This is a genomic window from Actinomadura sp. RB99 (assembly GCF_014706005.1).
Taxonomy (GTDB): domain Bacteria; phylum Actinomycetota; class Actinomycetes; order Streptosporangiales; family Streptosporangiaceae; genus Spirillospora.
In genome coordinates, this window is the sequence record NZ_JABMCA010000006.1 from 1 (window position 1) to 13,136 (window position 13,136).

General features: G+C 74.4%; 13 protein-coding genes. 7 read left to right on the forward strand and 6 right to left on the reverse strand.

All coding sequences use genetic code 11. The features are described 5' to 3' along the window. Positions 1 to 994, forward strand: a 994-nt coding sequence (locus tag amrb99_RS07665; protein WP_190854002.1) for a DUF1266 domain-containing protein, incomplete at its 5' end; no start/stop codon positions are given. A 13-nt stretch (positions 995 to 1,007) separates the two neighbouring features. On the opposite strand, the gene add is transcribed toward amrb99_RS07665, so the two are convergent. After that, the gene (gene add, locus amrb99_RS07670) at positions 1,008 to 2,039 is read right to left on the reverse strand and encodes an adenosine deaminase (protein ID WP_347256580.1); all 1,032 of its coding nucleotides are present in this window, start codon (positions 2,037 to 2,039) and stop codon (positions 1,008 to 1,010) included. Positions 2,040 to 2,149: 110 nt separating this feature from the next. On the opposite strand from add, the gene amrb99_RS07675 reads away from it, so the two are divergent. The 3 genes from amrb99_RS07675 to amrb99_RS07685 all read left to right on the forward strand — a co-directional run bounded on the left by amrb99_RS07675 (position 2,150) and on the right by amrb99_RS07685 (position 5,292). Next, on the forward strand, positions 2,150 to 3,115 hold the full coding sequence (locus amrb99_RS07675) for a YafY family protein (protein WP_190854004.1): 966 nt from the start codon (positions 2,150 to 2,152) through the stop codon (positions 3,113 to 3,115). Between the two features lie 194 nt (positions 3,116 to 3,309). Beyond that, complete coding sequence (locus tag amrb99_RS07680) at positions 3,310 to 4,803, forward strand: MFS transporter (RefSeq protein WP_206699860.1); 1,494 nt, start codon at positions 3,310 to 3,312, stop codon at positions 4,801 to 4,803. Between the two features lie 9 nt (positions 4,804 to 4,812). After that, the gene (locus amrb99_RS07685) at positions 4,813 to 5,292 is read left to right on the forward strand and encodes a MarR family winged helix-turn-helix transcriptional regulator (RefSeq protein ID WP_190854006.1); all 480 of its coding nucleotides are present in this window, start codon (positions 4,813 to 4,815) and stop codon (positions 5,290 to 5,292) included. Positions 5,293 to 5,352: 60 nt separating this feature from the next. Here the strand turns inward: amrb99_RS07685 and amrb99_RS07690 are convergent, their stop codons facing one another. From amrb99_RS07690 to amrb99_RS07700, 3 genes are all read right to left on the reverse strand, one after another. Next, positions 5,353 to 6,258 (reverse strand): SDR family oxidoreductase, encoded by a 906-nt coding sequence (locus tag amrb99_RS07690; protein WP_190854008.1) that lies wholly within the window; start codon positions 6,256 to 6,258, stop codon positions 5,353 to 5,355. Positions 6,259 to 6,333: 75 nt separating this feature from the next. Then, positions 6,334 to 6,480, reverse strand: coding sequence for a GPGG-motif small membrane protein (locus tag amrb99_RS07695; protein ID WP_190854010.1), 147 nt, complete (start codon positions 6,478 to 6,480; stop codon positions 6,334 to 6,336). Between the two features lie 330 nt (positions 6,481 to 6,810). Next, a complete protein-coding gene (locus amrb99_RS07700; RefSeq protein ID WP_347256601.1) occupies positions 6,811 to 8,949 on the reverse strand; it encodes an anthranilate synthase component I in 2,139 nt (712 codons plus the stop codon). 447 nt (positions 8,950 to 9,396) lie between these two features. Here amrb99_RS07700 and amrb99_RS07705 point away from each other — a divergent pair, with 447 nt between their 5' ends. The 3 genes from amrb99_RS07705 (at position 9,397) to amrb99_RS07715 (ending at position 11,952) form a co-directional block, all read left to right on the forward strand. Further along, entirely contained in the window at positions 9,397 to 9,621 is a 225-nt protein-coding gene (locus tag amrb99_RS07705) for a DUF3311 domain-containing protein (RefSeq protein ID WP_190854014.1), read from the forward strand. A gap of 3 nt (positions 9,622 to 9,624) precedes the next feature. After that, positions 9,625 to 11,235, forward strand: a complete 1,611-nt coding sequence (locus tag amrb99_RS07710; RefSeq protein WP_190854016.1) for a sodium:solute symporter — start codon at positions 9,625 to 9,627, stop codon at positions 11,233 to 11,235. A 237-nt stretch (positions 11,236 to 11,472) separates the two neighbouring features. Next, the gene (locus amrb99_RS07715) at positions 11,473 to 11,952 is read left to right on the forward strand and encodes a hypothetical protein (RefSeq protein WP_190854019.1); all 480 of its coding nucleotides are present in this window, start codon (positions 11,473 to 11,475) and stop codon (positions 11,950 to 11,952) included. A 16-nt stretch (positions 11,953 to 11,968) separates the two neighbouring features. Here the strand turns inward: amrb99_RS07715 and amrb99_RS07720 are convergent, their stop codons facing one another. Further along, a complete protein-coding gene (locus amrb99_RS07720; protein WP_347256581.1) occupies positions 11,969 to 12,412 on the reverse strand; it encodes a phosphomannose isomerase type II C-terminal cupin domain in 444 nt (147 codons plus the stop codon). Further along, a complete protein-coding gene (locus amrb99_RS07725; protein WP_190854021.1) occupies positions 12,409 to 13,071 on the reverse strand; it encodes a TetR family transcriptional regulator in 663 nt (220 codons plus the stop codon). The genes amrb99_RS07720 and amrb99_RS07725 overlap by 4 nt, the downstream gene beginning before the upstream one ends. Between the last annotated feature and the right edge of the window lie 65 nt (positions 13,072 to 13,136).

Below are 13,136 nucleotides of genomic sequence, written 5' to 3' on the forward strand. Positions count from 1 at the left end.
GCTGGACGGGCAGGCCGCGCACGTCCTGGCCGCGGCCGGGCGGACGGGCGACGCGGCACGCCGGGCGTGGGGCGCGATGGCGGCCTTCCGGTCCGCCCAGGACCACAAGCGCGCCGACGTCGCGGGCGTGCACGCCGCGCGGCTGATCGTGAAGGACGCGGGGCCGCGCGCCGCGCTCGGCCCGCTGCGGGACCTGCTGGGGCGGATGCCACCGGGCGGCGACGGGCACCGGCAGGTGGCGGCGCTGCTCGCCGACGCCGAGCGCCGCCCCGACCGCGACTACGACGTCCTGGTCACGGACCCGGAAAGCGCCTCGTGGGGACGGCTCGCCGCGGCGCTCGCGGTCGGCGCGCACCTGGCGGTCGGGAACGCGGTGCCGTGGAACTCGCTGTCCACCCCGGACGGCGCCCGCGAGGACCGGATCCTGCTCGAACGCGACTGGGGCATCACCGACGCGGCGGGCTGGCGCGAGCAGATCGACCGGTTGCTGGACGCCGAGAACAGCGACCCGGCCATCCAGATGGTGCTCGACCGGCGCGACCGGGGCACCGAGCCGCACGCCTGGCGGGCGGCGATCGTCGCCTGGTGCCGCGAACGCGACATCTCCGACGAGACCATCGAGCACGTCGTCGCGCTGTCGGAGCTGATCCGCCGGTACGAGGCGCGGTTCCGCGCGGACGGGCTGCTGGCGCCGGACGGCCGGGTCGAGAGCGTGTACGGCTACGACTTCGGCCGCGCGGTGAACATGGCGCGCTGGGGCCTGAACGCGGGCTACTGCGACGCCGAGGAGGCCGAGAAGTGCGTCCTGGTCGCCGGGCACCGCGCCAACCAGGTGTACGGGTCGTGGACGTCGTTCTCGTCGGGGTACGTCCTCGGCCGGATGCTCCGGTTCGACGACGGCGAGTTCGGCGAGTGGTACGAGCGGTCGCTGGCCGGCCACCGCATCCTCGCCGACGACCCGGCGAGCCCCTGGCGCCGCATGGCCTGGGGCTAGGCGTCCGTCGAGGCTAGCCGGCCGTCAGGGCGTCGATCTCGGCGGTGACCCCGCGGCGCCCGGCGTCGTCGAGCGACGAGGCGGCGACGGCGTTGCGGGCGAGCGCGGCCAGCTCGGCGCGGCCGAGCCCGAACACCTCGGCGGCGACGCGGTACTCGCCGGTCAGCGTGGTGTCGAACATGGGCGGGTCGTCGCTGTTCAGCGTGACGAACAGCCCCTCCTCCAGCATGCGCGGCAGCGGATGCCCGGCGAGCGAGGCGACCTGCCCGGTCCTCAGGTTGGAGGTGGGGCACACCTCCAGCGGGATCCGCGTCTCGCGCAGGTGCGCGACCAGGCGCGGGTCGTCCAGGCAGCTGGTGCCGTGGCCGATGCGCTCGGCGCCGAGCCCGTCGAGGGCCTCCCAGATCGTCTCGGGCCCGGTCATCTCGCCGGCGTGCGGGAGGCTGCGCAGGCCCGCGGCGCGCGCGGCGCGGAAGGCGTCGCGGAACGCGTCCCGGTGCGGCGGGCGGCACTGCTCGATGCCGCCCAGGCCGAACCCGACGAGCGCCTCGGGCGGGTGGGCGAGCGCGTGGTCGAGGGTGCCGCGGGCGCCCTCGGCGCCGAACTCGCCGGGGATGTCGAAGATGTAGGCGACGCGGATCCCGTGCCGGGCGCGGGCCTCGCGGACGGCGTGGTCGAGCGCCTCGGTGATCGCGGGCATCGGCATGCCGGCGCGCTGGTGGGTGTAGGGGGTGACGGTCAGCTCGACGTACCGGACGTTCTGCGCGGCGAGGTCGCGGGCCGTGCCGAGCACGAGGGTCCCGACGTCCTCGGGGGTCCGGACGAGGCTCGACACCGCCTCGTACACCTCGGCGAAGTGGGGGAAGTCGCGGAACTCGTAGAAGGCGCGCAGCTCGCGCTCGTCCGCGGGGACGGGGCCGTCGGGGTGGCGGCGGGCCAGTTCGAGGACGGTGGGGACGGAGGCGGAGCCCACGAGGTGGACGTGGAGTTCGACCTTCGGGAGGGCGTCGATGAACGCCTCGATGGGGGACGTGTCGGTCAGCACGCCGCGAAGCTAACAGCCGTCCGACCGGCGGGGACAGGGAAATCCGGGGTACCTGCCACAAGATTGTCAGGAACGGCCGGAGTGGCCGCCGGTCCGGCGAGAATGGGGGCATGCGCGCCGCCCGGTTGATCTCGCTCGTCCTGCTCCTGCAGTCGCGGGGGGCGATGACGGCCGGCGAGCTGGCCCGGGAGCTGGAGGTGTCGGAGCGGACCGTCTACCGGGACGTGGAGGCGCTGTCGGCGGCCGGGGTCCCGGTGTACGCCGACCAGGGCCGCAACGGCGGGTACCGGCTCGTCGGCGGGTACCGGACGCGGCTGACCGGGCTGAGCCGCGAGGAGGCCGAGGCGCTGTTCCTGTCCGGGCTGCCCGGCCCGGCCGGGGAGATGGGGCTCGGGGACGCGGTCGCGGCCGCCGAGCTGAAGGTCCTCGCGGCGCTGCCCGCCTCGCTGCGGGACGCTCCGGCGCGGGCCGGGCAGCGGTTCCATCTCGACGCGCCCGGCTGGTTCGGCGACGCCGAGACGCCGCCGCTGCTGCGCGACCTCGCGCGCGCGGTGTGGCGGGACGAGACGGTCGTCCTGCGCTACCGCAAGGGCCGCGAGGTGACCCGGACGGTCGACCCGTACGGGCTCGTGCTGAAGAACGGCACCTGGTACCTCGTCGGACGGGTCGGCGGGCAGCCCCGCACGTACCGCGTCGACCGCGTCACCGCCGTCGAGGAGACCGGCGCGGTGTTCGAGCGGGACGAGGCGTTCGACCTCGCCGGGCACTGGGACGAGCAGGCGGCGGCGTTCGTCCGGTCGATGCTGCGCGAGGAGGCCGCCGTGCGGCTCAGCCCGGCCGGGATGCGGCTGCTGCGGTTCGCGGTCGAGCCGTACGCCGCGGAGCGGGCCGCCGAGAGCGCCGGCGAGCCCGACGACCGGGGCTGGCGCGCCGCCGTGCTGCCGGTCGAGTCGGTGGAGGTGGCGGCGTCCCAGCTCATGCGGCTGGGGGCCGAGGTCGAGGTGCTCGGCCCGCCGGCGCTGCGGGAGCGCATGGCCGAGGCGGCGGCCCGCCTCGCCGCCCTCTACGCCGTCTGACCGGAGCGATCCACCCGTCCTCTCCCTGACCGGCGCGTTCCGCCCGCCCTCGCCCTGACCAGCGCGTTCCGCCCTATCCGCTGTGACCTCGGACACATCGGTCGGTAACCGAACATTTCGGTAACCGATGTATCTTGTGCGGCGGGGACGGTGAGACGTGCCGCGGCGCCCGGGGCGGCCGCGGCGGAGGTGACGTGAGCGGTGAAGTGACGGAGCGGCCGGTCCTGCGGAGGCTGCCCGCCGTGCTGGTCGAGGAGCGGCCGCGGCCGGACCGGGTCCGCGAGCACCCGCGCGCCTGGTGGCTCGCGGTCGCCACGGTGTGCTTCGGCGCGTTCATGGGGCAGCTCGACGCCAGCGTCGTCACGCTCGCCTACGGCGGCCTGGGCGCGGAGTTCGGGACCTCGCTGGCCGCCGTGGAATGGGTGTCGCTGGCCTACCTGCTCACCCTGGCGGCGCTGCTCATCCCCGTCGGGCGGTTCGCCGACGCGCGCGGCCGCAAGCTGCTCTACTTGCACGGGTTCGGGGTCTTCGTGGTCGCGTCGGCGGCGTGCGGGCTGGCGCCGTCGCTCGGGACGCTGATCGCGTTCCGGGTCGTGCAGGCCGCCGGCGCGGCGATGATGCAGGCCAACAGCGTGGCGCTGGTGGTGACCAGCGCGCCGGACGGGCGGACGCGCGGGGCGCTGGGCGTGCAGGCCGCCGCGCAGGCGCTCGGGCTGGCGCTCGGGCCCACGGTGGGCGGGGCGCTGGTGTCCACGCTGGGCTGGCGCTGGGTGTTCGGCATCAACGTGCCGGTCGGGATCGTCGCCCTGGTCGCGGGCCACTACCTGCTGCCGAGGACCCGGGAGCGCAACGACGCCCGCGAGTTGGACCGCCCCGGCGCGGTGCTGCTGGCGGTCGCGACGACCGCGGGGCTGCTCGGCGTCTCGGCGGCGTCCGGGCTGCCGGTGCCGGGATGGGGCGTCGCGGCGCTGTTCGCCGTGGCGGCCGCGGGCGGCTGGGCGTTCGTCGCCCGGCAGCGCAGGGCGCCCTCTCCCCTGCTCGACCTGGACCTGCTGCGGGTGCGCGCGGTGTCGGCGGGGCTCGCCGGGGCGCTCGGCGCGTACCTGGTGCTGTTCGGACCGCTGGTGCTGGTCCCGATCGTGCTGACCGGCCGCGGCTCGTCGGAGCTGCTGGCGGGGCTGGTGCTGACGGCGCTGCCCGCCGGGTTCGGGGCCGCCGCGGTCGGCGGCGAGCCGCTGCTGCGGGGGACGACCGACCGGGCCCGCGGGGTGCTCGGCGCGGGGACGGCGGCGGCGGCCCTGGCGGGGATGCTGTTCCTCCCCCTGTCCCCCGGCTGGCTGGTCGCGCAGGCGGCCGTCCTCGGGCTCGGGCTGGGCGTGTTCACCCCCGCCAACAACGCGCTCATCATGAAGGCCATACCGGCGCGCTGGTCGGGCACGGGCGGCGGCCTGGTCAACATGGCCCGCAGCCTCGGGACGGCGCTCGGCGTCGCGCTCGTCGCTCTCGCGCTGCACCTCGGACCGGACGGCGGGCGCTTCGACGGGACGCGCTGGGCGATCGCCGTGCTGCTCGCGGCGTCGGCGGTCACGGTCGCCGCCGCCTGGGCGGCGACCGGCGCCCGGAACCCCGCCGACGGGGAGCCGGACCGGTGCGGGCGGACGGGCGGCGAGGCCGGCGGGCCGGGCTAAGGTTGCGCCATGTCCCAGCAGCCGCCCCCCGAGACCGGCACGCCCGCGCGCGCGGCGGACACGCGCCTGCTCACCGAGACCGTGACCCGGCTGCGGCGGGCGCTGCGCGCCTCGATCCGCACCGAGTACCCGTGGGAGACGCTGCCGATGGCGCAGGTCGAGCTGCTGCAGGTGCTCGCCGAGCGGTCGCCCGCGCGGATCGGCGACCTCGCCGCGCGGCAGCGCCTCGCGACCAGCACCGTCAGCGGGCTGGTCGGCCAGATGATCGGCGCGGGGCTGGTGGCGCGGGCCGTCGACCCCGCCGACCGGCGGGCGTCCGCGGTCACCCTCACCGACGCCGGCCGCGAGCAGCTCGCCGCGTGGGCGCGGGCGCACGAGCGGCGGCTGAACACGGCGCTGGAGGGCCTGGACGAGGCGGACCGCGCCGCCATCGTGGCCGCGCTGCCCGCGCTCGCCCGGCTCACCGACCGGCTCGACGGCCTGGTCTGACCCGCGCCAGCACCGGCGCCGATCCGCGGAGCGCCCGCGGATCGGCGCCGGGGGCCGGGACTAGCGGTAGCCGGTGAGGTCGGCGGGCCGCCCGTCGGTGAGGTAGCGCCAGCAGTCGGGGCGGCTGCCGTCGGCGTCGGTGAAGCCGTAGACCCGCGCGAGGCCGCCGCTGGACAGCGACGCGCCGTTCCAGCGGGCCCGGTCCGGGTCGGCGGCGAGCGCGGCGACGGCCCGCCCGACGAAGGCGGGCGACTCGGAGATGGCGAAGCCGGGGTTCGCGGCGATGCCGTCCCGCCAGGTCTCCTCGGTGACGCCGAAGTTCTCCAGCATCGCCTCCGACCGCAACCAGCCCGGCGTGAGCGCGACGGCGGTGCCGCCGTGCGGCGCGATCTCCACGGACTGGGCGAGCGCCATCCGGATGACGGCGCTCTTCGCGAGGTCGTAGAAGAACCCGACGTCCTCGCGGTAGCGGGCGTTGTACTCGGCGGTCCCGTCGGTCATCTCGACGACGAGCCCGCCAGGCTCGCGGATCAGCAGCGGCAGCGCCCGGTGGCTGGTGACGGCGTGGGTGTCGATGGCCAGCCGGAGCAGCCGGAGCCCGTCCTCCAGCGACTGCTCCCACAGCGGCTCACCGAACCGGAACAGGTGGTCGGAGCCCCAGACGTCGTTGACCAGGACGTCCAGCCGCCCGTGCTCCTCGTCGATGCGCCGGACGAGCGCGGTGACCTGCGCGGGGTCGAGATGGTCGACCTGGACGGCGATGCCCTCGCCGCCCGCCGCGGTCACCAGCTCGGCGGTCTCCTCGATGGTCTCGGGGCGGCCCATCTCGGACCGTTGCGACCGGGTGGTGCGCCCCGTGACGTACACGGTGGCCCCCGCGGCGCCCAGCTCGGCGGCGATGCCGCGGCCGGCGCCGCGGGTGCCGCCCGCGACCAGTGCGATCGTGCCTTTCAGTTCTCGGCTCATGGGGACGATGCTGGCGCGGAAACCTGACAGCCCGCGTCAGTGTTCCGCCACGTCCCCGGCCGGGGTTCACCACACTCAGGTGAAGATGCTCACGCCGCCGGGGCCGACGAGCAGCCCGACGACGATGAGGACGATGCCCCAGATCAGCTCGCGCCGGGCGAGGATCACGTAGATGCCGGAGATCACCAGGATCACGGCGATGAGCCACAGGATTGTCATCATGGCGAGCGGGATCCCCGGTATGAAACCGACAAAACCACCACCTCGATTCGGTCAACCCGAATCTTGGTTTCGGGCGGAGGGGGGATCGCTCCCCCCTCCGCCGGGATAACGGCGATCACGCGCGCCGCGCGACACGGCGCCGTGGCCGGAAACCGAGTCTTCCGCGCCCGCCCGGACCGGTCCAGGAACCACGGGACCATTTCCGGACGTCCGCGATGATGCTTCAGGACGAGGACCGGCTCCTGCGTCCGGCGGGTTGACATTTGGCCCCGAACGAGCCCGGCGGCCCCTGCGGCCAAGGCCGTCCCGGACGAGCGGGGGCGACGGGCGTCACCGGGCGCGGCAGAGGCGCAGCACGTTCGCCACGATCCGGTGCCCCGCGCCGCCCGCCGCGGTGAGGATCGACTCCGGATGGAACTGCACCGCCCACCGCCGCCGGCCCGCGTCCTCGATCGCCATCACGACGTCCCCGGTCAGCGCCGTCACCTCGAAGCCCTTCACCCGGTCCGGGGTGGCGTGCAGCGAGTGGTAGCGGGCCGCGGTGAACTCGTCGGCGAGGCCCTCGAACAGCGCGCCCCCGACCACCTTCACCTGGCCGGGCTTGCCGTGCGACGGCTCGGGCAGCAGGGTCAGCTCCCCGCCCGCGTGCTCGACCATCGCCTGCAGGCCGAGGCACACCCCGAAGACCGGCAGGTCCCGCTTGTCGAGGGCGTCCAGCAGCCCCCGGGTCGCGAAGTCCTCCGGACGGCCCGGGCCGGGCGACAGCACCACCAGGTCCGGCGCGTGGTCGTCCAGCATCCGCACGGGGAACCCGTGCCGCAGCGTGACCACCTCGGCGCCCTGCTGCCGGAAGTAGTCGGCGAGCGTGTTGACGAACGAGTCCTCGTGGTCGACGAGCAGCACCTTCAGCCCCTCGCCGGGCAGGTCCGGCAGCGGCGCCGGCTCCTCGGCCGCCGCCGCGGCGGACGGCCGCCGCGACGCCTCCAGCGCGCCGAGCAGCGCGCTGGCCTTCAGGTGCGTCTCGCGCTCCTCCTCGTCCGGGTCCGAGTCGTACAGCAGCGTCGCGCCGGCCCGCACCGTCGCGATCCCGTCGCGGATCTGCGCGGTGCGCAGCGTCAGCCCGGTGTTCATCGACCCGTCGAACCCGACGCAGCCGACCGCACCGCCGTACCAGCGGCGCGGCGAGTCCTCGTGGTCCTCGATGAACTGCATCGCCCACGCCTTCGGCGCGCCCGTCACCGTCACCGCCCACATGTGGGTCAGGAACGCGTCGAGCGCGTCGAAGCCGGGGCGCAGCCGGCCCTCGATGTGGTCGACGGTGTGGATCAGCCGCGAGTACAGCTCGATCTGCCGGCGGCCGAGCACCCGCACGCTGCCCGGCACGCAGACCCGCGACTTGTCGTTGCGGTCGACGTCGGTGCACATCGTCAGCTCGGACTCGTCCTTGGCCGACGACAGGATCGCGCGGATCTGGTCGGCGTCCTCCAGCGCGTCGCCGCCGCGCCTGATCGTCCCGGCGATCGGGCAGGTCTCCACCCGGTCGCCGGTGACCCGGACGAACATCTCCGGCGACGCGCCGACCAGGTACTCCCCGTCGCCGAGATTGAACATGAACTCGTACGGCGCGGGGTTCGTCTCGCGGAGCCGCTCGAAGAAGACGGCGGGCGCGTCGCAGCGCCCGTACATGGCGTGGCCCGGCGTCACCTCGAACAGGTCGCCGCGCACGAACTTCTCCTTGGCGTCCCGCACCATCCGCGCGTACACGCCGGGCACGGGCTGCGGCGGCAACTCACCCCGCGACGGGACGGGCGTCGGCTCGGTGGCGCGCGGGATCCCGGCCGTGCTCGCGCCGCCCACCTCGAACTCGTAGGACATGCGGTGCGAGGTCTCGCGCTTGCGGTCCACCACGACCATCTCGTCGGCGAGGTGGAGGACGAGGTCGCGCTGGTCGGCGGGCCGCTCCAGGCGCGTCCGCAACGGCTCGAACTGCAGCGACAGGTCGTACCCGAACGCCCCGTACAGGCCGAGGTGCGGGTCGTCGCAGCGGAACAGGTCGATCACCGCGCGCAGCGCCGTGAAGACGGTCGGCTGGCGGCTGCGGTCCTCCTCGGCGAAGAACTCCTCCGTCGGCGGGACGAAGACCTCGAACTCCGCCGGCCCGTCCGCGCGGACCTCGCCGACGGGGCGCAGCGCCCCCGCCACCGCCGGAAGGACCACGCGCCCCCGGCCGTTCAGCGCGCGGACGGACACGTTCCGGCCCCGCGCGACGATCTCCAGGCACGGGTCGACGTAGGCCATGTGCCAGCGGCTGTAGCGGCCGGGATACTCCATGCCCGAGCTGAGCACGCCGCCGCGCCGCTCCCCCACGGCGGCGACGAGGGCGTTCAGCACGTCGGACTTGCGCTCGGAGTCGACCGGGACGGCGGTACGGGTGACCCGTACGCCCCCGGCGGTGACGAACTCGCCGATCCCCGCCCGACCGATGTCGGCGTGCTGTGAGTCGGCGTGCTGTGAGACGGTCTCCACCGCGGTGGCCCCTCGTTTCGGGCCCTGCACCGGCGGACAACGGGAAACGACCGCCGATGAGGGCGGTCGCCTGGTCTAGGACATGCACGAACCGGCGCCGCCTCAGCGGCGCCACCACCACCGGCGGGACGCGGTTCGCATACGGCGAGGCTACCAGTGTCCGCCCGGGGGCGGCGACCCCGCGGACCGGGCGCGCCCCGCGCCGCCGGGGGCCGGTCCCGTCCGGTGGGCTGAGCTGCGCGTCCACGGGTTGGAACGATCCAGCCAACTCGTGCCGCGGTCGATATCGAGCCGTTATCGCAGGCGGATAGCCTTTCCCGGCTCCACCCCTGGCAGGGTCCGTCTCGCGATCCGGGCGGACCGCGTGCCGCACGCACGAGGAGGATCCCTTTGGCCTCGCAAGACCCGCCGGAGCCGGCCCGGCGCTCCGACCGCAGCCCGTGGAACTGGCTCCTGCTGGTTCCCGTCGTCGTCCCGCTGCTGACCTTCCTGTTCAACAGCGACGGACCGCGCCTCGCCGGCTTCCCGGCCTTCTACTGGATGCAGCTCGCCTTCATTCCGCTGGGCGTCGCCTGCACCGTGATCGTGTACCTCATGACGCGGAAGAGGGACTGAGCCATGGCGCACGGGCACACGACCGAGATGGTCGTCTTCGTGGTGCTGTTCCTGCTGGTCAGCGGGCTGGGCTTCGTCGCCGCCCGGTGGCGCAGGCCCGACAGCATGCACTCGCTCGACGAATGGGGCCTCGGCGGCCGCAGCTTCGGCAGCTGGATCACCTGGTTCCTGATCGGCGGCGACCTCTACACCGCCTACACGTTCGTCGCCGTCCCGGCCCTGGTGTTCGGGGCGGGCGCCGCGGGCTTCTACGCCGTCCCCTACACGATCGTCGTCTACCCGCTGGTGTTCCTCGTGCTGATCCGGCTCTGGTCGGTGTCGCACGTGCACGGGTTCGTCACGCCCGCGGACTTCGTCCGGGCCCGGTTCGGCTCCCCGACGCTGGCGCTGGTCATCGCGATCACCGGCATCGTCGCCACGATGCCGTACATCGCGCTGCAGCTCGTCGGCATCCAGGCCGTGCTGAAGACGATGGGCGTGAACGGGCACTGGCCGCTGATCATCGCGTTCCTCGTGCTGGCGGCCTACACCTACCAGTCCGGGCTGCGCGCCCCGGCGCTGATCGCCTTCGTCAAGGACCTGCTGATCTACCTGGTGATCATCGTCGCGGTGCTCTACATCCCGTCCAAGCTGGGCGGCTGGGGGCACGTGTTCGACGCGGCCCAGGCCAAGTTCGCCAAGACCCCGGTGCCGAGCGACGGCATCCTGCTCAACGGCGGCAACCAGCTCAATTACGCCATGCTCGCGCTCGGCTCGGCGCTGGCGCTGTTCCTCTACCCGCACAGCGTCACCGGCGTGCTGGCCAGCAAGAACCGCAATGTGATCAAGCGGAACATGGCGGCGCTGCCGGCCTACAGCTTCGTGCTGGGGCTGATCGCGCTGCTCGGCTTCATGGCGATCGCCGCGGGCGTCAAGCCGGTCGTCACCGACGGCAGCCCGGACACCAACACGGTCGTCCCGCTGCTCTTCGACCACATGTTCCCGGACTGGTTCGCGGGCGTCGCCTACGCCGCCGTCGGCATCGGCGCGCTCGTCCCGGCGGCGATCATGTCGATCGCGGCGGCGAACCTGTTCACCCGCAACATCTACAAGGAGTACCTGCACAAGGGCGCGACCGAGAAGCAGGAGGCGCTGGTCAGCAAGCTGGTGTCGCTGGTCGTCAAGGTCGGCGCCGTGCTGTGCATCCTGGTGCTGGACCCGCAGTTCTCGATCGACCTGCAGCTGATCGGCGGCGTCATCATCCTGCAGACGCTGCCGTCGGTGGCGCTGGGCCTGGTCACCCGCTGGTTCCACCGCGCCGCGCTGATCGCCGGCTGGGCCGCGGGCATGATCGCCGGGCTGTGGATGCTGTACGACATCCCGAACCCCGCCAAGCACAAGGAGCACTTCGGCGGCTCGGCGTTCAAGCTGAGCGACCTCGGCCTCGACACCGAGAAGACCGTCTACGTGGGCATGCTCGCGCTGGCCGTGAACCTGGTCGTCGCCGTGGCGGCGACCCTGGTCTTCCGGGCGGCCAGGCTCAAGGACGGCGAGGACGCCACCCGCGAGGCCGACTACCTGGCCGACGAGGGCGACCCGAAGGTGAAGGACCTGGAGCTCAGCAGCAGCACTTGATCCGGTCCGCACCGGCACCGTCCCGGCCCGCGGCGCGTCCACGCGCGCCGCGGGCCGGTTCCGTGCGGGGCCGCTCTCCCGGAGCAGCGCCTCCCCGGACGGGCGCCTTCCGGCCCGGACGAGCGCCTTCCGGACGGTCCGGACACGGCGGGTGCGCCGGAGGGAAGACGGCAAGAGTCGGCAAAGTCGGCGGGTGCCGTGCCTTGAGCGGGCGCCCGCACGGGCATCATCCGCGATGTGAGAGCCATCGTGCGCGCCGGGCTGCTGCCGGGCGCCGTCGTGTGCGGCGCGATCGTGTGCGGCGCCGCGCCCGCCGCGAGGGCCGCCGGGCCCGTCGTCACACCGGGACGCGCCCGTCCCGGCGAGACCGTGGTGGTGTCGGGGACCTGCCCGGCCGCGGACCGGAGCGTCCGGGTCTCCGGCGCCGCGACCGGCGAGGGCGCGGTGCGGGACGGCCGGTTCCGCGTCGAGGCCAGGGCGGCCAGGGAGACGGGCCGCCGGCCCGTGGAGGTCGCCTGCGTCCCGTCGGGACGGGCCGCGCAGGCGCCCCTGGAGGTGCGCCGGCCGCGCCGTCCCCGCCCGCACGGCTGGGCCATGGGCGGCGGGGACGGGTTCCAGGTGCCGTGGACCTCGGTGGCGATGGTGCTCATGGCGGGCGCGGCCGGGACCGGCGCGACGGTGCTGGTGCGGTCCCGGTTCCGCCGGACGCGCGGCTGACCGGCGCCCCGGAGGGTCAGGCCCGGCCGTAGGAGTCCTCGAGCCGTTCGATGTCGTCCTCGTCGAAGTTCCCGAACGCGATCTCCATGACCCGGACCGCGGGGCCGTCGGAGCCCAGCCGGTGCGTCTGCCCCGCCCGGATCAGGACCCGCTCCCCCACCTCCGGCAGCGTCCGGCGGCCGGCCACCTCGAACACCGCGCCGGGGTCCAGCGCGACCCACAGCTCGTCGCGGTCGCGGTGCCGCTGCAGGCTGAGCCGCTGCCCCGGCTCCACGTAGATGATCTTCACGGTGGACGGCTCGTTCAGCGTGAACTGCTCGAAGGCGCCCCAGGGCCGCCGCTCGGTCAGCACGTCCGGCTCCGGCCGCACGCCCTCCGGCGCGGGAGCGTCGGGCTGCGCGGGCACGCCGGTCTGCGCGCGGGCGTCGGTCGGCACGGGCACGTCGGTCTGCACGGTCACCTCGGGAATCGCGGGTCGGGGAACATCTGCGGGACGCGGGCGCCGGACGCGGAGGCGGCGGCCGGCAGCCCGCCGAGGACGAGGTCGGCGAGGCCGTCCACGACGGCCTCGCGGGGCACCTCGTCGGCCTGGTCGAGCCACCAGTCGCCGGCGGTCTGCACCATGCCGACGATCGCGTGGCCCCACACGTAGGCGCGGGTGCGGTCCGCCATCTCCCCCTCGGCGATCATCACCTCGGCCAGCTCCCGGCTCACGTCGCGGATCATCGTGCTCATCGCGCTGTGCGTGGCGGTGTCCTCCGCGCTCGCCCGGTGCATCAGGAAGCGGTAGAGGTTGAGGTTCTTGGAGATCGTCGCCAGGTAGGTGTCGATGGTGGACCGGGTGCGCGCGCGGATCGAGTCGTCCCGGGAGAACTCCTCCCGGATGCCCTCGATCAGCTTGCGCGTGTGCCGCTCGGCGAGCGCCTGGTAGAGGCCGCTCTTGTCACCGAAGTGGCGGTACAGGATCGGCTTGCTGATGCCCGCCTCGGCGGCGATCGCGGCCATCGACGCCTCGGGGCCCTCGCGCTGGATGACCCGGTCCGCCGCCTCCAGCAGGGCGCGCCGGCGGCCGGGATCGCGCCTGGATCCCGGTGCCCTCCCGCCCGCTTCGCCCCTCATGGTGCGATCACCGTAGCCGGGCGGTGCGCGCGGGACGCGCGTGGGGCGGGGTGAGCGCTGGGCAG

Coding starts and splice junctions, on each gene's coding strand:
- amrb99_RS07690 (WP_190854008.1), bottom strand. CDS start 6,258: ATGAGCCGAGAACTGAAAGGCACGATCGCACTGGTCGCGGGCGGCACC.
- amrb99_RS07675 (WP_190854004.1), top strand. CDS start 2,150: ATGCGCGCCGCCCGGTTGATCTCGCTCGTCCTGCTCCTGCAGTCGCGG.
- amrb99_RS07685 (WP_190854006.1), top strand. CDS start 4,813: ATGTCCCAGCAGCCGCCCCCCGAGACCGGCACGCCCGCGCGCGCGGCG.
- amrb99_RS07725 (WP_190854021.1), bottom strand. CDS start 13,071: ATGAGGGGCGAAGCGGGCGGGAGGGCACCGGGATCCAGGCGCGATCCC.
- amrb99_RS07710 (WP_190854016.1), top strand. CDS start 9,625: ATGGCGCACGGGCACACGACCGAGATGGTCGTCTTCGTGGTGCTGTTC.
- amrb99_RS07695 (WP_190854010.1), bottom strand. CDS start 6,480: ATGATGACAATCCTGTGGCTCATCGCCGTGATCCTGGTGATCTCCGGC.